The sequence below is a fragment of the Fusicatenibacter faecihominis genome, from assembly GCF_020686945.1.
Classification (GTDB): Bacteria; Bacillota; Clostridia; order Lachnospirales; family Lachnospiraceae; genus Limivivens; species Limivivens faecihominis.
Map to the genome: position 1 here is coordinate 136,023 of NZ_JAJEPR010000002.1, position 21,900 is coordinate 157,922.

A 21,900-nucleotide genomic window follows, 5' to 3' on the forward strand; every position below is an offset into this window, starting at 1 on the left:
TATGAGTGATGATTACAGAAAGATCCAGGGAAGGATCTTTGATATCCAGAAATATTCGATTCATGACGGTCCAGGCATCCGCACCATCGTTTTCCTGAAGGGTTGTCCCCTTCGCTGCAAATGGTGCTGTAATCCCGAGTCTCAGATCCGTGATATTCAGATCATGGTTCAAGGCGGCAAGGAAAAGACCGTGGGCCGTGATGTGACCGTGGAAGAGGTCATGGAAGAAGTCATGAAAGACTCTGCCTATTACCGCCGTTCCGGAGGGGGATTGACCCTCTCCGGCGGCGAATGTCTCCTGCAGCCGGATTTTGCGGGAGCTCTCCTTCGTGCGGCGAAAGAGAACGGCCTCCATACGGCCATTGAATCCACGGGTTTTGCAAAGTTTGAGACGATCCAGGAGAAAATTCTCCCCTGGCTGGATCTCTATCTCATGGACATCAAGCATATGGACAGCAAGAAGCACAAGATGTTTACCAGCCAGCCCAACGAGAGAATTCTGGAAAATGCCAGAAAGATCACAGATGCAGGCCAGAAGCTTATCGTCCGTGTGCCGGTGATTCCGACTTTCAACGATACGCCGGAAGAGATTTACGCCATCGCCCAGTTTGCCAGATCCTTAAAGGGTGTGGAGGAGATGAATCTTCTTCCCTACCACCGTCTGGGTCAGGACAAATATGCAGGTATCGGCCGAGAGTATACACTGGCTCATCTGGTGCCGCCCTCCAACGAGCATATGGAGATGCTTAAGGAAGTGGCCGAGTCTGCCGGTATCCGGGTAAAAATCGGCGGTTAATGCTTTTGAGAAAGAAACGTAGTCATAAGTCCCCTGAGTTGTTCGATTTTCTGAACTTCTGCAGGGGACTTTCCTGTTTTCAGGACTTCGATGATGGCATCCGTCTCCTGGGGAGAGAAGGACATTCCGTTTTTCTTTGACTGACCGGCGATGGTCATAAGGAAAGGAAGGAGATCCTTCTGGGATTTCCCTTTTCCCTGCTCGGTGAGCTTTAAGAGCATTTCAATTTTGGCCGGGTCGATGCTCTGGAGGGATGGGTTACGGGTCCAGTTTTTGTCCATCTGGCGTTGGGCCTCCTTTTTCAGCTTCCGACTGGGAGAACATGGAAAATATGGCCTGCTGTTCCGGGGAGAGCAGGGAGGAAAAGAGATCCGCAGGAGCCGAAGCCTCTCCCTCCTGGTTCATGGAGGAAAAAAGCTGCATCATCTCCAGGAGAGGCAGGATCTGGGAAAACTGTTCCCTCTGCTGACTGGGGAGATAGGGCGAGATCTCCGGAAGAATCTCAAAAAGGCTGGGATTCGCCCGGGCATTCTGAGCCGTGAGTTCCGCGGGTCGGCTGAAGAAAGCCGTCAGATTCCGGATTTCCATGCATTTGATCAGGAGCACGAAAGGCTTTTGAAGCCCCAGGGCCAGGTAGGGAACCAGGGCTTTTAACAGCTGCAGTTCCTCCCCTCCGGCGGCAAGGTCCACCGGTGTCATGCAAAGCTCTTTTTCCTTTTCCACAGCGTTTCCTCGTCGGTTTTCTTCTGGGTTATTCTATGCGAAAAAGCGGAAAACTATGACCCGATCTGTCCCGGAGGCATAAACTGAAAGTATAACAGAAAACGGGAGGTCAGAAGGAATGCTTGTCCTGAAAGGAAATGCCTTTTATGAGATAGATGAAGAATGCATGCGGAGAAAAGGACTCAAATTTCCGGAAGAGGCGGAGGAGGAGCCCCCAACACCGCCGAAAGAAGAAAAAGAACCAAAAGAAAAGCCCCGGTGAAGGGGCTTTCTTTCTTTGAAAATTTAGCAGCCGCAGCCATTGTTGTTGCAGCTGCATCCGTTGCCGTTTCCACATCCGCCGCAGCAGATGAGGATCAGAATCAGGAGCCAGCAGCTGTCTCCGCCGCAGCCACAGCCGTTATTTCCGAAGAAACCATTGCCGTTACCGCAGAGGCAGGAAAGAATCAGGATCCAGAGAATGCAGTTGCAGCCTCCTCCGTTAAATCCCAGTCCACAGCCATTGTTGTTGTCACATCCACAGTTACATCCGCAGTTCGTAGCAGCGAGATCACTCATGTGCCAGATCCTCCGTTTTTTTGAGTACACTTTATAGTATGTGACATCCCGTTTTTGGTTACAGAAGAGATTCAAAAACTCCGTAGACATTTAAGGTGCCGTACCCCCAGGAACGGTTGGGGTAGGTGAGATCCCGGGAACGGCCGGCGCCGCGGATCAGGAAATTTTTGAGTTCCGAGGAGGTCATGAGGTGTCTGGGATTTCCCTCTAGCCGCCAGTCGACCAGGAGAGCGGCTGCCCCGGCCGTGAGGGCTGCCGCTGCGCTGGTACCGGTGACGGAGGTGAGGCTGCCGTTTTTGGCGACGGCGGAGATCCCTACGCCGGGGGCGGCGAGCTCCGGTTTGATCTCGCCGGAGCGGGTATAGCCCCGGCTGGAATGAATGTAAAGGCTGCCGTTTTCGGCATCGTAGGCGCTGACGGAGATCGGCAGAAGCGTGGTAGAGGGGTCTGTAATCGTAGTGTCCGGATCGGGAGCCAGAAAAACCGTCTGGGGGGAGATGAAACCGGTGATCGGAAGCCAGAGCTGAAAGTCCCCATTGATATAGAAGTGATTTTCCACCCGGAGCGTCCAGAGACCGGGCGTGGGATCGGTGAAACGGATGAAAATCAGCTGATCTCCCGAGGCGGACTCCACGATCTCGTAGGAGATATCCACCCGGGTCCGTTCCAGCGTGAAATTAAGTGTGATATTCTGCGAGAGCCGGGCGGGAATCGTGGGGATGGTTTCGCCCAATGGAGAGGTCATGGAGATGGCGTAGAGTTCCGGTGACGAGGCCCAGAGTTCCACGACAAAGCCCCGTTCCTCTTTATCCACGAGGATTTCCACAGCCTGGACGGAGCCGGGCCCCGAGAGGGTTCCGGCGTAGTGATGGCTCCGTCCCGCCTCATTTCCGGCGGCGATGACGCTGTAGAAACCATCGATGGCTTCGGAGGCGCTCAAAACCTTTGTGAGAGGGGAAGCGCCGGTGTGGGAGCCCTGATTGGTACCAAGGCCGATACAGAGAATCAGGGGCTTTTTCAGCCGGTCGGCGAGGCCGAGGAAATACTGGATGCCGGCCATGAGATCCGTTTCCTGGAAGGCGACGGCATCCTCACGGATCAGGAGAAAGTCCCGGAGAAATTTTTTCGCGGGCTTGAGTTTTACCACGGCGATATCCGCGTTCGGAGCCGCGCCGGAGAAATCCGGGATCACATCTGCGCTTCCAGAGGCGATGCTCGCGAGAATGGTTCCATGGCCGTTTTCGTCGGCGGAAGGGACGACGGAGAGGGGATCTTCTGCGGTAAGCGCGCGGTTTAAGTCCTCCTCGGTGTAGGCGGAGCCGTAACTTAAATTTTCCGGCGGGGTACCGGTCTGGTCCGTCTGATCCCAGAGACCGACGATCCGGCTACGGCCGTCAGACCGGCGGAAAATCGGCTGGGTATAGTCGATACCCGTATCGATAAAGCCGAGGATAATGTCTTTTCCGGTATAACCGAGAAGGGGCTGGGAGCGGACTTTGAGGATTCCGGAGGCCTCGAGGCTGCTCTCATCCAGCAGCGTGTAGAGCTTGGGAATGTTGTAGTAACCGACATAGGCCAGCAGGTCCCGGGGAAGGCTGGAAAGGGGAACGTGGATCACTCCGTAATTGCCGCCCAGAAGTTCGCCTCCCATCTGCCTGTAGGCATTGAGAAAGTAGGAACCGCTCAGGGTTACGGGAAGAATGAGATCCGCGTAATCTTCCGAAAGGATCTTTTCAGAGACAGAAATTTCAGGCATAAAAAATCCCTTTCGTTTTCTTTAAACCTATGAAAATGGAGGAGAAAAAATGGCAAAAGGTCAAAGTTAAAATTTATCGGTGCTAAATATGCCCCCTTCGCAATATACTTTACCAGTATAGCGAGGGGGGATTTTTATGGAAGAATTTCATCTCTATAAAGACATCAAAGCCCGGACCGGCGGGGAGATCTTCCTGGGAGTGGTAGGACCTGTCCGTACCGGAAAGTCTACCTTTGTCCGGCACTTTATGGAGCTTCTGGTGCTGCCGAACCTGAAAGACAATGAGAAAAAGATTGCCACAGACGAACTGCCCACCAGCGGCAAAGGAAAGACAATCACGACAGTGGAACCCAAATTTGTGCCCAAGGAGGCGGCTCTTTTAAGGCTTCCCGATCAGACAGAGCTGAAGGTCCGGCTGGTGGATTGCGTGGGCTTTCCTGTGACCGGAGCCGACGGCATCACGGAGAAGGAAAAGCCCCGCATGGTAAAAACGCCCTGGGCGGAAGAAGAGATGCCCTTTGAAAAGGCGGCCTCCATGGGGACCGAGAAGGTTATCCGGGATCACGCCACGGCCGGGATTCTTATCACCTCCGACGGTTCTTTTGGGGAACTGGGGCGGGAGAGTTTCCCTGAGGCGGAAAAACGGACGGCGGAAGAGCTTCAGAAGACCGGGAAGCCCTGCATCGCTCTTATCAACAGCGCAGATCCTTATGGAAAAACCGCTATGGATACAGTGGAGCTTTTTGAGAAGGAGTACGGAATGGCTGCCATGGCCGTCAACCTGGAACGGCTGAGTGTGGAGGACGTTCAGCGGATCTTAAAGAAGATTCTCTATGAATTTCCGCTGGTACGGGTGGAGTTTTACATTCCGAAATGGACAGAGACTCTGGAGGCGGAGCATCCCGTGAAAAAGGCTCTGCTGGAGAAAGCCGGAGAGATTCTCTCCAAAGTAACCCATATCCGGGATCTGAAGGAGGAGAGCCTTTTTAAAACGGAAGCGCCCTGCATCAGCGGAATCCGCATGGAAGGCGTGATTCTTGCTCGGGGAGCTGTGAAGATTCGTATGGAGGTCGATGATACATACTATTACGCCATGCTGAGCGGCCTTGCCGGCGTGGAGCTTAAGGGAGAGTATCAGCTGATTTCCATGATCCGGGAGCTGGCGGAGAAAAAGAAGGCCTACGAGAAGGTGGAGGCGGCGATTCAGTCTGTGGAGAGTACCGGTTATGGCGTGATTCTGCCGGAACAGTCAGAGATCACTCTCGACGAGCCCACGGTGATCCATCAGGGAAGCAAATACGGCGTGAAAATCCGGGCCATGAGTCCCTCGATTCATCTCATCCGGGCAGATATCGAGACGGAGATCGCTCCCATCGTGGGAAGCGAGGCCCAGGCGGAAGATCTCATCGCCTATATTCGGGAAAATTCCAAAAGTGAGGAAGGCATCTGGAACACGAACATCTTCGGAAAATCCGTGGAACAGCTTGTGGGGGACGGTATCCGCACCCGCCTTGCCGTTATTGGTGAAGAAAGCCAGAAGAAGCTCCAGGACACGATGAGACGCATCGTCAACGAGTCCAAGGGAAGACTGATCTGTATTATTATCTAAAAAATCTGAAGCCAGAACTGAGTGGGGAAAAGTTGCCGGTTCTGGCTTTTTTGCATGGAAAAAGAGGCATTTTCTTCCCGTACGGAGAACCCCGTCGAAAGAAATTCCTAAGAAAAATTTGACAAATCCTAAGATATGACGTATAATGGCTACAACTAGTTAACAGATTTGTAATACTTTTTTGAAAAGAACTATTAGGGGGACTAGTATGAAAACAAAATTCCTTATGATTGCGGCCGGTTTCATGGCAGCTGCGGTGTGCTTTACGCCACAGACGGCCAGCGCTGCGAAAAGCAAGAGCGTATCCACAGTGACGGCGACCACGCAGACGCGCAGGAAACTGGGCTGGGTCAGAGAAGGAGGAAAATGGTATTGCTATCGTGCCAACGGTGAAAAAGCCAGAGGCCTGGTTGCCTATAAGCATAACTGGTACTACACGGACAAGCAGACCGGAGCGATGGTGACTGGCTGGGTAACTTTGAACGGAAAGCCGCGATACTTCCGCAAAGCGGGCGGATATATGATCCGCAGCGGACTCTGGAGACTGGACGGAAAGCTTTACTATTTTCAGCATACCAATACGATCTTAACAGATGGAACCCTGACGAAGGGCTGGCAGACCATTAAAAATAAGGATTATTATTTTGGCGATGACGGAGCAGCTGTCAGCGGCTTCCATGTGATTGACGGCACTACATATTATTTCCGGGCGAAGATCTGCTACAAAGCCACCGGCTGGCTGACGATCAACGGCAAGCGGTATCATTTCAACACCAGCGATTCTTCCAGAGCCAATGGAGCTATGGATACCGGTCTTGTGACCATCGACGGAAGCCAGTATTTCTTCGATGAAAAGGGTGTCATGATCACCGATGATTTTGATGCCAACGGCAAACATTATTCTTTTAGTGCCGATGGTAAATGTACGATTACGGATGCCAACAGCGGAAGCAATGACGCGGATGACAGTAGCAATACAAATAAGGACGGGCTCTCCGATGAGTTTCTGTTCTTTACGATCTATGAGTCCGGCAGAAGCGATGATTTCTATCAGGGCTATAATCAGACCGGCGGAGATCACGGAAACGCCTGCGGAAAATATCAGTTTGATTACCGGTATTCTCTGCTTCCCTTTGTAAAGTACTGTTACCAGAAGGATCCGGTATTCTTTAGGGAGTTTAAGATTTATGCAAGTCTTTCCCTTCTCCAGAAGAGCAAGCTCCAGGGCAATACCGCTTTCTACCGCGCATGGAATACGATCTTCAGCAGAAACAAAGTAAAATTTGCCAACTATCAGGATCAGTACGCGAAGCAGGAATATTATGATATCACCGAGCGTTATCTTTCCAAATACGGCATTGATATGAGCAAAAGACCGGATGTGGTCAAAGGAGCTGTGTACAGCTATTCCATCCAGCATGGACAGCTCTCAGCGGCCAATGCAGTCGTTGCAGCCAAGATCAGCAATTCCACCAGCGACAGTGAATTTCTTCGACTCCTATATTACTACCGTATGAAACAGTATCCGGCTTACGTCAGCCGCTACCGTTCCGAGTATGCACAGGCGCTGAGCCTTTTGAGAAAAGCAGCATAAACAAAGAGCCTTCCGGTTTCTTCCGGAAGGCTTTTTTTCGCCCGAGTCTTGCTATCCGGGCGGCTTTTATGGTATGATGTGGAAGGTCTGACGGAAGACCGAAATCATAACAGATTTTTAAAAGATTACATAGAAGAAAAGAGGAACTTACATGACATTAGAAGAAGCAAAAAAAGCCATAAAAGAACCGGATCAGCAGGCGATGGAACTCTGCAAGCGCCGCTGGGACAGCATCGCCAAACCGCTTCACAGTCTTGGAAAGCTGGAGGACAATCTGGTGAAAATCGCCGGTATTACAGGAAGCGCCGATATTCATCTGGAGAAAAAAGCCCTCGTGACCATGTGTGCGGATAACGGCGTTGTGGAGGAAGGTGTGACCCAGACCGGTCAGGAAGTGACCGCGATTGTGACAGACAATTTCCTGAACAAAAAGGCCACGGCCAGCATCCTCTGTTCCATGGCCGGGGCGGATATTTTTCCCGTGGATATCGGCGTGGCGGCAGAGACTCACGTCATCGACCGGAAGATCGCTTGGGGCACGAAGAACATGACCAAAGGCCCGGCTATGACCCGCGAGGAGGCCCAGCAGGCTCTGGAGACCGGTATTTCCATGGTGGAAGAACTGAAAAATAAAGGCTATTCCCTGATTGCCACCGGCGAGATGGGTATCGGAAACACGACTACCAGCAGCGCTGTGGCCTCCGTTCTCCTGAACGAAGAGGTGGAAAAAATGACCGGCCGGGGCGCCGGCCTTTCCTCCGAGGGAATGACACGGAAGATCAACGCTATCAAAAAAGCGATCGAGATCAATCAGCCGGACCCGACGGACGGCGTGGACGTTCTCTCAAAGGTGGGCGGTTTTGATATAGCAGGTATGGCAGGCCTCTTCATCGGCGGAGCTGTCTATGGCGTGCCCATCGTGATCGATGGCTTTATTTCCGCAGTGGCAGCCCTGGCAGCAGCCAGAATCTGCCCCCTGGTAAAAGAATACATGCTGGCTTCCCACGTTTCCAAAGAGCCTGCGGCTCATCTGATTCTGGAGGCTCTGGGCCTTTCTGCTCCACTGCACTGCGATATGTGCCTGGGCGAAGGCACTGGTGCTGTGGTCCTTTTCCCCATTCTGGACCTGGCCTGCGGCGTATACAACGGAATGAGTACCTTCCAGGATATTCAGGTGGAAGAGTACAAGCCTCTGGCGTAAATGTTTTTTGTTGTCACCGGAGGAAGCGGCAGCGGAAAGTCCGCTTTTGCCGAGAAACTGACGGCGTCTCTCGGGGAAGGACGCCGGATCTACATTGCCACCATGATGTGCTTTGATGAGGAAGGAAAGAAACGGATCAGCCGCCACCGGGCCATGCGGGCGGACAAGCATTTTGAGACGCTGGAGCGGTACACGGATCTTTGCGGACTTGAAGTTCCGGAGGATTCCATCCTGCTTCTCGAGTGTATGTCAAACCTTGTGGCCAACGAGATGTTTGACGAGAGCGGCGCGAAAGAGGGAACAGTGGAGGCTGTGGTGGAAGGCCTCCACCACCTCCGGAAAAAAGCCCGTCATCTGGTGGTGGTGACGAATGAGATTTTTTCAGACGGACTAGAATATGACCCGGAGACAAAGAAATATCAGGCTTACCTCGGCGCGGTGAACTGTCGCATGGCGGAGGAAGCGGATGGTTTTTATGAGGTGGTCTACGGGCTTCCGCTTGTGAGAAAAGGAGAGTATCGGTTATGAATCTGATTCGCAGCTTTTTTATCGCATTTTCCATGTATTCCAAGATCCCCATGCCCCGTACGGACTGGACGAAGGAGAGCATGCGCTATGCCATGTGCTTTTTTCCGGTTATCGGCGCGGTCATCGGGGGCCTGCTTTATCTTTGGATCTATCTTACCGGGGACAGCACCGGAAGCCTTTTCCGGGCCGCTGTGGCGGTTTTGATCCCTATTATTATCACGGGAGGCATTCATCTGGATGGTCTTCTGGATACGGCGGACGCTTTGAGTTCCTATAAGAGTATGGAGGAAAAACTGGAGATTCTCAAGGATTCCCACACAGGAGCCTTCGCGATCATCGTGGGCGGCGCCTGGTTTATTCTGGCTCTGGGAACCTGGTCCGAGGTGCGCCTTGAAATGATGCCGGTGCTTGCCCTCTCCTTTGTGCTGTCGAGAGCTCTTTCCGGCCTGGCCGTCGTGATTTTTCCGAAGGCCAAGAATACGGGTCTTGCCGCCACCTTTTCTGAGATGGCAGTGAAGCGGACTGTGGCCATTACCATGATTGGTTTTATCCTGGTTTTCGGCGTGCTGGCGATTTATCTGAATCCGGTCTACGGCGTGCCCATGGATATCGCAGCAGGACTGGTATTTTTCTATTATTATCGGATGTCAAAAAATAAATTTGGGGGAATCACCGGGGATCTGGCAGGCTTTTTCCTGACAGTGTCCGAGCTTGCTATGGCCCTTACGGTCGTGGCGGTGTTCCTTATAAAGGGGTGAAAAGATGAAAGTATTTGTCGGAGGCGCTTTTCAGGGAAAAAAGAAGGCGGCCATGGAGAAAACGGGACTCTGTGAAACCGATTTCCTTGACGGAGAGACCTGCACGAAAGAAGAACTTTTAACCGGAAAGGCCGTGAACCATTTTCACAGCTATATCCGCCGGGCTTTGAAAGAAGAGCGTGAGGGGGCTCTGGATGCTTTTGTGCAGGAGCTTTTCCGGAAAAATCCTGACCTTGTCATTGTGTCCACGGAACTTGGCTATGGCATTGTTCCCATAGATGCTTTTGACCGTCTGTACCGGGAGAAGGTCGGGCGAATCCTCTGTAAGGCTGTGGAGCAGGCGGAGGAGGTTTACCGGGTCGTTGCAGGAATCCCGGTCTGTATCAAAGGAGAGAAGGTATGAGAGTTGTTCTGATCCGTCATTCAAAGACGGCGGGAAATTTAAAGGGGCGCTATATCGGAACCACCGACGAGCCACTCTGCGAGGAGGGCATCCGTCTGCTGGAGGGGAAAAACTATCCGGCGGCGGAGCTTGTCTATGTAAGCCCGATGAAGCGCTGCCGGGAGACGGCGAGTCTTATCTATCCGACGCTTACCCAGCGGGAGGAGCCGCTGCTCCGGGAATGTGATTTCGGGGATTTCGAGAATAAGAACTATCTGGAGCTCAATGGAAATCCGGACTATCAGGCCTGGGTGGACAGCGGAGGAACCCTGCCTTTTCCGGGAGGAGAGAGCCGGGAGGCTTTTCAGGAACGCTGCCGGGAGGGCTTTTTGAAGATCATGAAAGAGGCCCTGACGAAAAAAAGAGAGACTGTCGCTGTGGTGGCCCACGGCGGGACGCTGATGAGCGTTCTTTCAGCCTTTGCAGTGCCGGAAAAACCTTTCTATGACTGGCAGGTGAAAAACGGCCGGGGCTTTTTATTAGAGGTTCCGGAGAATTTTCCAGAGAAAAGAGAACTCACGGTTCTGGAATCTTTGTGAAAAAACGAACATATGGTTGATTTTGAAAAATGCCTGTGCTATGATAAAGAATAACGATAAGAAAAGAAACGATCTTTTTCTGGGAGCGGTGCTGTTTCTCGCGGCGGCCGTTCTTTTTCTGGGTCAGCATGTGTTCCGGGAAAAGGGAGCGGCTATTCAGGTGCTGGTGAAAGATGAAGAATTTGGAACCTATCCCTTAAGCGAGGATCAGGAGATCCCGATTGGGGAGGGGAATATTCTTGCCATCAGCGGCGGAGAAGCCTTTATGAAATGGGCGGATTGTCCGGACAAGCTCTGCATCCACCAGGGGAAGATCTCCCATACGGGGGAAACCATCGCCTGTCTTCCCAACCGGGTGACGGTGCGGGTGATAAGCGGAGCTGCCTCAAATGTGGACAGCATTGCTGGATAAGGAGAAGAGATGAACAAAAAATCTCCGGCTTTCTATGGGGTTCTGGCTTCGCTGGCTCTGATTGCCTCCTATGTGGAGTCTCTGGTGCCGCTGCCGGTGCCCGTTCCGGGCATTCGCTTAGGGCTTGCCAATGCGGTGGTTCTGGCGGTGCTGGAACTCTTCGGCTTTCGGGAGGCTTTCCTGGTGTCTGTGGTTCGGATTCTGCTTTCCGGCTTCCTTTTTGGAAATCTTTCCAGTATTTTTTACAGTCTGGGGGGAGGGCTTTTGAGCCTTCTGCTTATGAACCTTCTATATAAAAAGGGGAGCTTTGAAACTCTGGGAATCAGTATGGCGGGAGGCGTGGCCCACAATTTCGGCCAGCTTCTGGTGGCTTCCCTGGCGGTACAGAATTTAAGCCTTTTTTATTATTTTCCGGTTCTTCTGGGAGCCGGAGTCCTGACAGGAGCCGTCATTGGCATTCTGGATGGGGAGATCCTGAAAAGGATCAGGAAGAGAGGATACAGCGCATGATTTCATATGTAAGAGGAGAACTGGTGCAGGCTATGGATACCTATGCCGTTCTGGATGTCAACGGTTTCGGCCTTCGGGTCTTTCTGACGGGAAGGGATCTCTCAGCCCTGCCTCCAAACGGGGAAGAGGTCCGGTTTCACACCTATTTTATGGTGAAGGAGGACGCCATGCAGCTTTATGGCTTCCTGCGGCCCGACGACCTTGAGGTCTATAAGCTGCTCCTTGCTGTCAATGGCATTGGTCCCAAAGCGGCTATGGGGATTTTGTCGGCCCTGAGCGCCGACGATATCCGCTTTGCGGTTCTCTCCGGGGATGAGAAGACCATCACCAAAGCGCCGGGCATCGGCAAGAAGACGGCCCAGAAGCTGATTCTGGAGCTCAAGGATAAGTTCAGCCTGGAGGAAGCCTTTGACAAACGGCTGGAGAATGCAGGCAGCGTTCCGGCCGGTTCCGGCATCATGAACGATGCCAAAACGGAGGCAGTGGAGGCTCTGACAGCTCTCGGTTACTCCAACGCGGACGCTCTCCGGGCCGTGAAGAAGGCAGCTGTCTCCGATGAGATGGATACGGAAGAGATTCTGAAAGCGGCGCTCAAAAACATGTTCTAATTCAGAGCAAAGTAGATTTTCGGTTGAAAGTGTGAGTCATGCTTGCATGAACGAGCACTTTTAACTGGAAATCTATTTGGCGAGAAGCCACATCGAGATGAAGCGAAGCGGAATCGAGATGTGCTCTGAATTGTCACGAAATATGGTATAGATAGAGGAAGCATATGGCGAAACGAATTATTACGACGGATATTACAGAAGAAGATCAGAAAAACGAGGGCTCTCTCCGGCCGAAACTTTTGAGTGATTATGTGGGTCAGGAGAAAGCCAAGGGAAATCTCAAGATCTATATCGAGGCGGCAAAACAGAGGGGGGACTCTCTGGATCATGTGCTTTTCTATGGCCCTCCGGGTCTTGGAAAGACGACCCTGGCCGGAATCATCGCTAACGAGATGGGCGTTCACATGAAGGTCACTTCCGGCCCGGCGATCGAAAAGCCCGGGGAGATGGCGGCGATTCTGAATAACCTTCAGGAGGGAGATATTCTCTTTGTGGATGAGATTCATCGGCTGAACCGCCAGGTGGAGGAGGTTCTCTACCCGGCGATGGAGGATTTTGCCATCGATATCATGATCGGAAAAGGTTCCTCGGCCCGTTCTATCCGCCTGGATCTTCCGAAATTTACACTGGTGGGAGCCACGACGAGAGCCGGTCTTCTGACGGCTCCCTTAAGAGATCGTTTCGGCGTGATTCATCATCTGGAATTTTACACGGTGGAGGAACTGAAGACGATCATCCTTCGTTCCGCCTCTCTTCTGGATGTGGAGATCGACGAGGCCGGAGCCCTGGAGCTGGCGAAACGGTCCAGAGGAACGCCCCGTCTGGCCAATCGGCTGTTAAAAAGGGTCCGGGATTTTGCCCAGGTCAAGTACGAGGGAAAGATCGATCAGAAAGTGGCTTCTTTCGCGCTGGATCTTCTGGAGGTAGATACCTGCGGTCTGGATCAGGTGGACCGGCGGCTTCTTCTAACGCTGATCGAGAAATTCAACGGCGGCCCCGTGGGTCTTGATACCCTGGCGGCGGCCATCGGAGAGGACTCGGGAACCATCGAGGATGTCTACGAACCCTACCTGATTCAGAACGGATTTCTGAACCGGACCCCGCGGGGGCGGATGGCCACAGAGCTGGCTTTTCACCATCTTGGTATCGAAGCATAAAATCTTTTTTTCGAAAAATGTTGTAATCTCAGGGAATTTGTTTATAATAGTAGGAGAGAATCAACCCAAGAAAGGAAGAAAAAGGGCTTATGTCATCCAAAAATAAAACGGAGGTCCTGATTGCAGGCAAGATTTTTACCTTGAGCGGGTACGAGAGTGAGGAATACCTGCAGAAGGTTGCTACATATATTAACAATAAGATCGCGGAGTTTAAGAAGCTGGACGGCTACAATCACCAGACCAAGGAGAATAAGAGCATTCTTCTGGAGCTGAACATCGCCGATGATTATTTCAAGGCGAAGAAGCAGGTCGAGATGGTGGAGGAGGAGCTTTCCGAGAAGGACAAGGAACTCTACGATCTCAAGCATGAGCTGATCAATGCCCAGATCCAGCTCGAAAACCAGGAAAAAGACCTGGAGGCGTCGCGCAAGGAAAACACGGAGCTTCAGAAAGAGGTTGTCCGCCTGCAGACGGAAAGGGACGAACGGAACAGGAAATAAATGCAGAGGCTGTTGCATGCGCATACCGTGTGACAGCCTTTCCTTTTACTTATGCGGAGGAAGATAGATATGACAAAAAGAGCGGAATTACTGGCGCCGGCAGGATCTTTCGAGAGTATGGTGGCCGCGGTCAATGCAGGAGCGGATGCCGTCTATATGGGCGGTTCCCGGTTTGGAGCCAGAGCTTACGCGGAAAATCCGGACACGGGAAAAATGATCGAGGCGCTGGATTTCTGCCACCTTCACGGGGTAAAACTGTATATGACAGTAAATACGCTCCTGAAGGAACAGGAGATGGGAGACCTCTATGATTTTCTGGCTCCCTTTTATGAGCACGGTCTGGATGCGGCCATTGTCCAGGATTTCGGCGTATTGCGCTATCTGAAGCGCCAGTTTCCAGAGCTGGATCTCCATGCGAGCACCCAGATGACGGATCAGAGCGCCGAGGGCGCGGCCATTCTGGAAAAATTCGGCGTGACGCGGGTGGTGACTTCCCGGGAGCTGACCCTTCCGGAGATCCGGAACATCCACGAAAAAACAGACCTTGAGATTGAGTCCTTCGTCCACGGGGCCCTCTGTTACTCCTATTCCGGTCAGTGTCTTTTGAGCAGTATGATCGGCGGCCGGAGTGGAAACCGGGGCCGCTGTGCCCAGCCCTGCCGCCTGCCCTGGCATTTTTCCAGGGAGCCGAGAGGAGCGGGAGAGTATCTCTTAAGCCCCAAGGATATCTGCACTTTGAAGATCCTGCCGGAGATTCTGGAGGCCGGAGTCTATTCCCTGAAGATTGAAGGGCGGATGAAGCGGCCGGAGTACACGGCCGGCGTGACCAGAATTTACCGGAAATATCTGGATCTTCTGGAAGAAAAAGGAAAGAAAAACTATAAGGTGGATGAGAGAGATATCGAGGAGCTGATGGATCTCTATAATCGCGGCGGTTTTTCGGAAGGCTATTATAAGACCAAAGGGAATGCAGGCATGATGAGTACGTTTCGGCAGAATCATTTCGGCACGAAAGGGGCCAAAGTTCTGGCGGTACGGAAAAATCTCATCACGGCCCGGGCCCTGGAGGACCTCCATAAGGGCGACGTTCTGGAGAGCGCCACGATGAATGCGGAGATTCCGTCCGGAAGAGATTTTCAGATGAAAGCAGGCCGGGATATGCGGGTCGCTCCCGGGGAAATCCTTCACCGGACCCAGAATGCGGCTCTCCTTGCAGAGCTTTCTGCCTATCAGAATTTCGGATTTCATAGGGAAAAACTTAATGGGAAATTAAGAATCTCCCTTGGAAAACCTGTTATACTCTCACTGAATTATGGCGGATTTTCGGCGGAGGTTTCCGGGGCGGCAGCAGAACCGGCTCAGAAGTCGGCTCTCACCCGGGAAAGTGTCGAGAAGCAGCTCCGAAAGACCGGAAACACAGAATTTACCTTCGATCAGCTGGAAATCGAGCTGGAGGAAGGCTGTTTCCTTCCGGTGCAGGCCCTAAAGGAGCTTCGAAGAGAAGGCATCGAGAAGCTCTCGGGGGCGGTTCTTGGAAGTTCCAGGCGGAGTTGTCCGGAGAAACTGGTTCCGGAGAGTTTTTCCGGGGAAAAAGCAGAAGAGCCGTATCTTGCTGTACTGGTTTCTGATGCCCGTCAGGCAGAGGTCCTTCTGAATCAGCCGGGCATCCGGCGTTTCTATCTGGAGAGCGATCTTCTTCTGGAGCAGCCGGAAACCTTTTTTCACCTTCGGAAAACCATCCAGGGTCAGGGAAAGGAATGTTTTCTTGCGATGCCGCCCCTTTTCCGGGCAGACAAGAGAGCGCTTTTTGAGACGGAAGAGACAGAGAGGAACCTTACTTTTCCGGATGGTTTTCTTGTGCGGAACCTGGAAGAGCTGGCTTATCTGAAGGAACGGGTGCCGGGAGCGGTCCTGATCGCGGACGCGAACCTTTATTCCTGGAATCAGGAGGCCCGTACTTTCTTAAAAGAACAGGGCTTTTCGGCGGATACGGCTCCTCTGGAGCTCAACAGCCATGAGCTTTCCAGGAGAGGGCTTTCTGGCAGCGAGCTTGTAGTCTACGGCAGGGCGGCGCTGATGCTTTCCTCCCAGTGTGTGAAACGGACCACGGGAAACTGCAATAAAAAGAAAGAATTTACTTTCCTTACAGATCGGAAGGGTAAGACTTTTCCTGTCTGGAGCGACTGTTCGGTCTGCATAAATATCGTTTTCAACACGGCTCCGCTGGACCTTTCGGATCAGGAACAAGAGATCCGCGCGCTGGCTCCTGTGGGAATACGCCTTTCCTTTACGACAGAAACGGCAGAGGAAGCAGAGAAAATCGCCGAAACTTACGCCCGGCGCTTCCTTTTCGGGGAAGCTGCTTCTATGAAGCTTCCGGAGTTTACCCGGGGGCATTTTAAACGGGGAGTGGAGTAGAAAAATCATGACAAAACTGATTATTGACATTTCTAAGTATGTTCTGCTGGTGCTCATCGCTCTTTACGCGCTGCAGAGCTATATCATTTTCAAAAAAAAGAATGAGGACGCGAGGGAATTTCTGTTCCTGAGACAGAATGTTCTGATGTTCGCCATTCATTTTATCGCCTTCACGGTGTTTTACCTGAAGATGGATGAGTCCACGCTCTTTTATTTTTACGGAGCCCAGGCGATCTATCTGGGAGCGGTGCTGGTGCTTTTCCGGAATCTTTACCCCAGGGCTTCGAAGCTTCTGGTCAACAACATGTGCATGCTGATCACGATCGGCTTTATCATGCTGACCCGTATCTCTTACGACCAGTCGATGAAGCAATTCAAGATCCTGGCGATCGCCACGGTGGCGGCCCTGATCATTCCGATCCTGGTCAAAAAGCTGAAATTTCTGGATAAACTGGGCTATATTTACGCGCTGGGCGGTATCGGCCTTTTGGGCGTGGTGCTGGTTTTTGCAAAGTTCAGCTACGGTTCCAAGCTGTCCCTGAGCATCGGCGGCTTTACGTTCCAGCCTTCTGAGTTTGTAAAGATCATCTTTGTCTTTGCGGTGGCAAGCCTTCTGGCGAAAGCGACCGACTTTAAGCATGTGGTCATCACGACGGCCATCGCCGGAGCCCATGTGCTGATCCTCGTGGTCTCCAAGGACCTGGGAAGTGCGCTGATCTTCTTTGTGACGTACCTTGTCATGCTTTATGTGGGTACCAGAGACTGGCGGTATCTCTTCCTTGGTATTGCGGCGGGAGTTATCGCTTCCGTGGCTGCCTATTTTCTTTTCAGCCATGTGCGCGTCCGTGTTCAGGTCTGGAAGGATCCTTTTGCTTCTTACACCGGAGACGGCTACCAGGTGGCCCAGTCCCTTTTCGCTATCGGTGCGGGCGGCTGGTTTGGAACGGGCCTTTACCAGGGTTCTCCGACGATGATTCCGATTGTGGAGCAGGATTTTATGTTTTCTGCAATCTGTGAAGAGCTGGGCGGTTTCTTTGCGATCTGCCTGATCCTCATCTACATGAGCTGCTTTATCATGTTCGTGAACATCGCCTTCAAGATGGAAAATAAATTTGCAAGACTGGCTTCTCTGGGGCTTGGCTGTACCTTTTCCGTGCAGGTCTTCCTGACTGTGGGCGGAGCCATGAAAATGATCCCCTCCACCGGTGTGACTCTTCCGTTTATCAGTTACGGAGGAAGTTCCATCATGAGTACGGTCATTATGTTTGCCATCGTTCAGGGCTTCTACATCTCCCGACGCGAGGAGCGGGGAGAGTACCCCGACGGGGAATACGGATATTACGACGAATATGGAAATTTTTACCCGGGGCCGGACGGCTACGCTCCTTACGGGTATGATGAGAACGGCTATCCCTATCCGTATCCGAAGGACGGCCACGAAAACGGCTATCCTTATGAGGGAGACGGCTATGGCTATCCGGAAAATGGATATGACAACGGTTATCCTTATCAAGAAAATGGTTACATGCCCTATCAGCAGGTGGGTTACGACGAGAATTTTCCGGACCCGCAGAACTCCGGCCCGGATCTTTATGCGCCCGACCGGGGTTACGGAATGAATGAATACGATGAGGAGACAGATGGCAGTGAGGAGGAATCCAATGAAAAAGAAAGACATAAATTCAGCTTACGAAGAAAATCCCGTTGAGGATTCCCCTGCGGAGGAACCCTCCGGGAAAAAGAAAAAAGGAAAAAAGAAGAAACAGGAAACGGAAGGCGCTCCTGAGTCCAGAAAAGAGCAGAATAAGGTCTTTGTGAAGGCCAGCTATTTCTTTGTGCTGATGTTTTTAAGCCTCTGCGGTTATCTGGTCTATTTCAACATCGCGGACCGGGAGAGCATCAACAGCAACAGCTATAATACGAAACAGGACAGCAAAGATAACATGGTGATCCGCGGAAATATTTATTCCTCTGACGGAGAGATTCTGGCCACCACCAATGTGGCGGAGGATGGCAGCGAGACCAGAGAGTATCCTTACGACCGGGTTTTCGCCCATGTCGTGGGCTATGCCAGCAACGGCCGCTCCGGTACGGAATCTACCTATAATACAGAGCTGACTTCCTGCCATGCCTCTCTTTTTGAGCAGATCAAAAACGAGGCCCAGGATGTGAAAATTCAGGGAGACAGCGTGAATTTAAGCCTGAGTACATTGCTGCAGCGGGCTGCCTATGACGCTCTGGGAAATTACCGGGGAGCAGTGGTGATTATGGAGCCTTCCACAGGTCGGATTCTGGCCATGGTCTCCAAGCCGGATTTCAGCCCGGCTTCTATCTCAGCCGACTGGGAGTCCTTAAATGATGAAAATTCCGGAAGTCCGCTTCTGAATCGTGCAGTGCAGGGACTTTACCCGCCGGGGTCCACCTTCAAGATCATTACGACGCTGGCTTACATGCGTCAGCACCCGAACGATTATCAGAACTTTGTCTTCAACTGCGAAGGTCTGGTTACAAGAGATGACGTGAGCATCACCTGTTACGGCGGTTCCGTCCATGGAATGGAAGATCTGGAAACTGCGTTTAAAAATTCCTGTAACGGCGCTTTTGCCACGATTGGAACCGAGCTGGATAATGCGGAGTTCAAAAAGATCTGTGAATCCTTTGGTTTCAATAAGGATCTCTCCATCAACATGGCTTCTGCGGACAGCCGTTTCACTCTGGCAGAGGACGCTTCCTACGGTGAGGAGATGACGACTGCCATCGGTCAGGGCGATACCTTGGCAACGCCGCTTCAGATGGCTTTGGTGGCCTCAGCTGTGGCAAATGGCGGAACTCTCATGAAACCCTACTATGTGGACAGCATTTCTACCTATGACGGGGATGAGGTGAAAACCTTCAAACCTTCCAGCTATGCCACCGTGATGTCTGCGGACGAGGCGGAAACCATCGGAAATTATATGATCACCACGGTGCAGAGCGGTACGGCCAGCGCCCTTTCCGGAGCTTCCTATACGGCAGCAGGAAAGACAGGTTCTGCCGAGTATGATACGGCCTCCGGCGAGCGCGGTACTCATAGCTGGTTTGTGGGCTACACGAATGTGGACAACCCGGAACTTGCCATCGCTGTCATCGCTGAGGACGGCGGTTCCGGAAGCAGCACGGCGGTTCCGATTGCAAAATATATTTTTGATACTTATTATCAGAATAAGTACGGCTATTGATGAGGAGGAAAAGCCGGGGTTGACTGAATGAACGCAAAGAGTTATACTTAAATCAGTTTTATCATGCACAACGCATAACAGGAGGAATTGCAATGATTGAGGCAACGAGCTGTGGCGGTGTGGTCATATTTCGGGGCAAAATCCTGCTTCTGTACAAGAGTTACAAGAACAAGTACGAGGGCTGGGTTCTGCCAAAAGGAACTGTAGAGGCTGGTGAAGAGTATAAGGACACAGCAACGAGGGAGGTGCTGGAGGAGACAGGCGTTCACGCGTCGATCATCAAATATGTTGGCAAGAGCCAGTATACATTTAACGTGCCGGAAAACACGGTGTCCAAGGATGTACACTGGTACCTCATGATGTCAGACAGCTATTACAGCAAACCACAACGTGAAGAATATTTTGTGGATTCGGGCTATTATAAGTTTCATGAAGCCTATCACCTGCTGAAATTTTCCAACGAGAAACAGATACTGGAACGTGCATATAATGAGTATCTGGACCTGAAAAAGAGGAATCTCTGGGGAAGCAGAAAATATTTTTAAGAGGAGGAACTGCTGCACCGGATCGTAGGACCGGGTGCGGCAGTTTTTCTTTTAAAAAGTAGTGGAAAAAACAGGAAAATCTGTTAGAATAAGGAATAGTGATTGGAATTTATGGAAATGATCCATAAAAGGAGGCAGGACCGCAGGGTCGAAAGGAAGATTCTATGAAATGGTATGGAAAGCTTTATGTAGGCCCCGAGGCCGCGAAAAAACAGTCGAAGATCATCTGGAAGCTGAAATGCGGCGCTGGAATGCTGAATATCTATCTGGTGACGCTGGCCTCCAACGGAAAAGATCTCTTTGATATCCTGCCTTCCCATCTTCTGAAACAGAAAGCATTAAGAAGGAATCTTCCCATGATCGTCGGTATCGCCGTGGGTTATGAGGAAGCTGTGGATCTGGTGGTCGGGATTGTGGAGGAAACCATCCGGAAGACCGGCGGCACCGACGTGAGGCAATATCTGAAAGACAAGCTTGAAAAAGAAGGATTGTGAGACATGCTACATATCATTTTGGTTATACTGAAAGCAGTGGGAATCCTGTTGGCGGCAGTCCTGCTCCTTCTCTTGCTGGCCCTGTTGCTTCTTCTGTTTGTACCCCTGCGCTATGAGGTTGCCTTCCGGCATACGGAGGAAGATACCTTTGTCAGGGGAAAAGTGAGCTGGCTCCTTCATCTGGTGACGGCGAGAATCTTCTATGAGAAGCCGGATGGAAAAGGGCTGGCGGTGAAAATAGGAGGCTTTCAGCTGATTCCGAAGAAGGGGAAGAAGCCGAAGCCCGTGAAAAAGACATCGCCTAAGAAAACCAGGGCAGAGAAATCGGCTGCGGTGCCGAAGCCGAAGGCGGAGGAAGCCCGGAAGAAACCTGCGGATCAGTCGAAGAAACAGGAATCCAAGCAGACAGAGATGGAAAAAACCGTACCAGAACGGATTCCGGAGAAGAAAATATCCGTACCTGTGCCTGAACCTGAAAAATCCCAGGAAACATCGGTAGCCGTGCAGCCGAAACCGGAGCCAGTGCCAGAAACGATATCAAAAACGGTTTCCAGAACAGAGCCGACACCGTCACCGGAACCTGCAGCTGAGCCAGTTACCGCTCCCCGGAAGTCCATTTTCTCGAGCCTGGGCGAAAAGCTCCGCGAGATTCCGGAATTTTTCAAGAAGCTCCGGGCGGTCATCCTGGCCATCGGCCAGCTGCTCAAAAAGCAGCTCGACCGGATCAAAGCGCTTTTTCATTCCCTGGCGGAGTTGAAGGCAAAAATCGACCATTATATTGAGATCTGGCAGGAAGAGGAGACGCAGAACCTGATCCGTTCCGTGAAAAGTTATCTTTTTTATCTGCTTCATCATATCCGGCCGCGAAAAGGAAAAGGCTATCTGAAATATGGCCTCCCGGACCCGGCGATTACGGGGCAACTCACAGGTTTTCTCTATGTGCTGCGGCCCCTGGCTTTTTCCAAACTGGCTCTGGAGCCGGTCTTTGAGACAGAAGAGATTGTTCTGGAGGGAGACCTGGTGATCAAAGGCCATGTCCGGCTGGTTCATCTGGCCTATGTTGGTTTGAAACTTCTTTTTGATAAAAATTTGAAACATCTCAGACAGAGACTGAAAGAATAGGAGGAGATAAAAATGGCAGACGAAAGTAAAAAGAACAATTTCCAGAATACGGTAGATTCTCTTTTCAAAGGAATGGACGGTTTTATGACCACGAAGACCGTCGTGGGAGATGCGATTACCGTGGGTGACACGATCATCCTTCCGCTGGTGGACGTTTCCTTCGGCATGGGAGCTACAGCCAAGGCAGAAGGTGTGAAAAGCGGCGGAGGCGGCGGCATCGGCGGAAAAATGACCCCCAGCGCAGTCCTTGTCATCAAAGACGGTGCGACGAAGCTGGTGAACATCAAGAATCAGGACAGCATGACCAAGATCCTTGATATGGTGCCGGATTTCGTCAATAAATTTACCTCAGGTTCCGATACAGATCCCGCAGAGAAAGCAGAAACAGAGGAATAAAAAAGAAAGACAGCGC

25 protein-coding genes are annotated in these 21,900 nt (G+C 51.8%); 21 read left to right on the top strand and 4 right to left on the bottom strand.

The annotated features are described in order from the left end of the window. Window position 1: 1 nt before the first annotated feature. Window positions 2–796 carry a glycyl-radical enzyme activating protein gene (locus tag LKD71_RS01760; RefSeq protein WP_178046882.1) on the top strand — a complete coding sequence of 265 codons (795 nt, stop codon included), beginning with the start codon at window positions 2–4 and terminating at the stop codon, window positions 794–796. On the opposite strand, the gene LKD71_RS01765 is transcribed toward LKD71_RS01760, so the two are convergent. Further along, complete coding sequence (locus LKD71_RS01765) at window positions 793–1,077, bottom strand: hypothetical protein (RefSeq protein WP_227614116.1); 285 nt, start codon at window positions 1,075–1,077, stop codon at window positions 793–795. The genes LKD71_RS01760 and LKD71_RS01765 overlap by 4 nt on opposite strands. Then, window positions 1,055–1,519, bottom strand: coding sequence for a hypothetical protein (locus LKD71_RS01770; RefSeq protein WP_227614117.1), 465 nt, complete (start codon window positions 1,517–1,519; stop codon window positions 1,055–1,057). The genes LKD71_RS01765 and LKD71_RS01770 overlap by 23 nt, the downstream gene beginning before the upstream one ends. 118 nt (window positions 1,520–1,637) lie before the next feature. Between LKD71_RS01770 and LKD71_RS01775 the strand changes: the two genes are divergently transcribed. Beyond that, the gene (locus LKD71_RS01775; protein ID WP_227614118.1) at window positions 1,638–1,781 is read left to right on the top strand and encodes a hypothetical protein; all 144 of its coding nucleotides are present in this window, start codon (window positions 1,638–1,640) and stop codon (window positions 1,779–1,781) included. A 23-nt stretch (window positions 1,782–1,804) separates the two neighbouring features. Here the strand turns inward: LKD71_RS01775 and LKD71_RS01780 are convergent, their stop codons facing one another. Together LKD71_RS01780 and LKD71_RS01785 are read right to left on the bottom strand one after the other, a co-directional pair. After that, window positions 1,805–2,077, bottom strand: a complete 273-nt coding sequence (locus LKD71_RS01780) for a hypothetical protein (RefSeq protein ID WP_227614119.1) — start codon at window positions 2,075–2,077, stop codon at window positions 1,805–1,807. A 58-nt stretch (window positions 2,078–2,135) separates the two neighbouring features. Further along, on the bottom strand, window positions 2,136–3,833 hold the full coding sequence (locus tag LKD71_RS01785) for a S8 family peptidase (RefSeq protein ID WP_227614120.1): 1,698 nt from the start codon (window positions 3,831–3,833) through the stop codon (window positions 2,136–2,138). A 136-nt stretch (window positions 3,834–3,969) separates the two neighbouring features. Between LKD71_RS01785 and spoIVA the strand changes: the two genes are divergently transcribed. From spoIVA to LKD71_RS01880, 19 genes are all read left to right on the top strand, one after another. Continuing rightward, on the top strand, window positions 3,970–5,442 hold the full coding sequence (spoIVA, locus tag LKD71_RS01790) for a stage IV sporulation protein A (RefSeq protein ID WP_227614121.1): 1,473 nt from the start codon (window positions 3,970–3,972) through the stop codon (window positions 5,440–5,442). Between the two features lie 208 nt (window positions 5,443–5,650). Continuing rightward, on the top strand, window positions 5,651–7,036 hold the full coding sequence (locus LKD71_RS01795; RefSeq protein WP_227614122.1) for a VgrG-related protein: 1,386 nt from the start codon (window positions 5,651–5,653) through the stop codon (window positions 7,034–7,036). Between the two features lie 151 nt (window positions 7,037–7,187). Further along, window positions 7,188–8,237 carry a nicotinate-nucleotide--dimethylbenzimidazole phosphoribosyltransferase gene (gene cobT, locus LKD71_RS01800; protein ID WP_227614123.1) on the top strand — a complete coding sequence of 350 codons (1,050 nt, stop codon included), beginning with the start codon at window positions 7,188–7,190 and terminating at the stop codon, window positions 8,235–8,237. After that, window positions 8,238–8,765, top strand: a complete 528-nt coding sequence (locus LKD71_RS01805; protein WP_227614124.1) for a bifunctional adenosylcobinamide kinase/adenosylcobinamide-phosphate guanylyltransferase — start codon at window positions 8,238–8,240, stop codon at window positions 8,763–8,765. It begins immediately after the preceding gene. Beyond that, complete coding sequence (locus LKD71_RS01810; protein WP_178045329.1) at window positions 8,762–9,523, top strand: adenosylcobinamide-GDP ribazoletransferase; 762 nt, start codon at window positions 8,762–8,764, stop codon at window positions 9,521–9,523. The genes LKD71_RS01805 and LKD71_RS01810 overlap by 4 nt, the downstream gene beginning before the upstream one ends. Window positions 9,524–9,527: 4 nt before the next feature. Next, window positions 9,528–9,926, top strand: a complete 399-nt coding sequence (locus LKD71_RS01815) for a bifunctional adenosylcobinamide kinase/adenosylcobinamide-phosphate guanylyltransferase (protein WP_178045328.1) — start codon at window positions 9,528–9,530, stop codon at window positions 9,924–9,926. Further along, window positions 9,923–10,504, top strand: coding sequence for a histidine phosphatase family protein (locus tag LKD71_RS01820; RefSeq protein ID WP_227614125.1), 582 nt, complete (start codon window positions 9,923–9,925; stop codon window positions 10,502–10,504). The genes LKD71_RS01815 and LKD71_RS01820 overlap by 4 nt, the downstream gene beginning before the upstream one ends. A 40-nt stretch (window positions 10,505–10,544) precedes the next feature. Next, entirely contained in the window at window positions 10,545–10,916 is a 372-nt protein-coding gene (locus LKD71_RS01825; protein ID WP_178045326.1) for a NusG domain II-containing protein, read from the top strand. 9 nt (window positions 10,917–10,925) lie between these two features. Then, window positions 10,926–11,426 (top strand): Gx transporter family protein, encoded by a 501-nt coding sequence (locus tag LKD71_RS01830; RefSeq protein ID WP_227614126.1) that lies wholly within the window; start codon window positions 10,926–10,928, stop codon window positions 11,424–11,426. Next, window positions 11,423–12,034, top strand: a complete 612-nt coding sequence (gene ruvA / locus LKD71_RS01835) for a Holliday junction branch migration protein RuvA (RefSeq protein ID WP_178046291.1) — start codon at window positions 11,423–11,425, stop codon at window positions 12,032–12,034. Before LKD71_RS01830 ends, ruvA begins: the two co-directional genes overlap by 4 nt. Before the next feature lie 164 nt (window positions 12,035–12,198). Beyond that, entirely contained in the window at window positions 12,199–13,191 is a 993-nt protein-coding gene (ruvB, locus tag LKD71_RS01840; RefSeq protein ID WP_178046290.1) for a Holliday junction branch migration DNA helicase RuvB, read from the top strand. Window positions 13,192–13,280: 89 nt separating this feature from the next. Next, the gene (gene zapA / locus LKD71_RS01845) at window positions 13,281–13,691 is read left to right on the top strand and encodes a cell division protein ZapA (RefSeq protein ID WP_178046289.1); all 411 of its coding nucleotides are present in this window, start codon (window positions 13,281–13,283) and stop codon (window positions 13,689–13,691) included. A 69-nt stretch (window positions 13,692–13,760) separates the two neighbouring features. Further along, window positions 13,761–16,109: a peptidase U32 family protein gene (locus LKD71_RS01850; protein WP_227614127.1), complete on the top strand. Its 2,349-nt coding sequence runs from the start codon at window positions 13,761–13,763 to the stop codon at window positions 16,107–16,109. A 7-nt stretch (window positions 16,110–16,116) separates the two neighbouring features. Further along, window positions 16,117–17,817, top strand: coding sequence for an FtsW/RodA/SpoVE family cell cycle protein (locus LKD71_RS01855; protein ID WP_227614128.1), 1,701 nt, complete (start codon window positions 16,117–16,119; stop codon window positions 17,815–17,817). After that, window positions 17,771–19,327, top strand: a complete 1,557-nt coding sequence (locus LKD71_RS01860) for a peptidoglycan D,D-transpeptidase FtsI family protein (RefSeq protein WP_227614129.1) — start codon at window positions 17,771–17,773, stop codon at window positions 19,325–19,327. Before LKD71_RS01855 ends, LKD71_RS01860 begins: the two co-directional genes overlap by 47 nt. Window positions 19,328–19,419: 92 nt before the next feature. Continuing rightward, a complete protein-coding gene (locus LKD71_RS01865) occupies window positions 19,420–19,872 on the top strand; it encodes an NUDIX hydrolase (protein WP_117765684.1) in 453 nt (150 codons plus the stop codon). A gap of 164 nt (window positions 19,873–20,036) precedes the next feature. After that, window positions 20,037–20,366, top strand: a complete 330-nt coding sequence (locus LKD71_RS01870; RefSeq protein ID WP_227614130.1) for a hypothetical protein — start codon at window positions 20,037–20,039, stop codon at window positions 20,364–20,366. A gap of 3 nt (window positions 20,367–20,369) precedes the next feature. Next, window positions 20,370–21,488, top strand: a complete 1,119-nt coding sequence (locus LKD71_RS01875; RefSeq protein ID WP_227614131.1) for a DUF2953 domain-containing protein — start codon at window positions 20,370–20,372, stop codon at window positions 21,486–21,488. A gap of 12 nt (window positions 21,489–21,500) precedes the next feature. Further along, on the top strand, window positions 21,501–21,884 hold the full coding sequence (locus LKD71_RS01880; protein WP_178045527.1) for a GerW family sporulation protein: 384 nt from the start codon (window positions 21,501–21,503) through the stop codon (window positions 21,882–21,884). Window positions 21,885–21,900 lie beyond the last annotated feature (16 nt).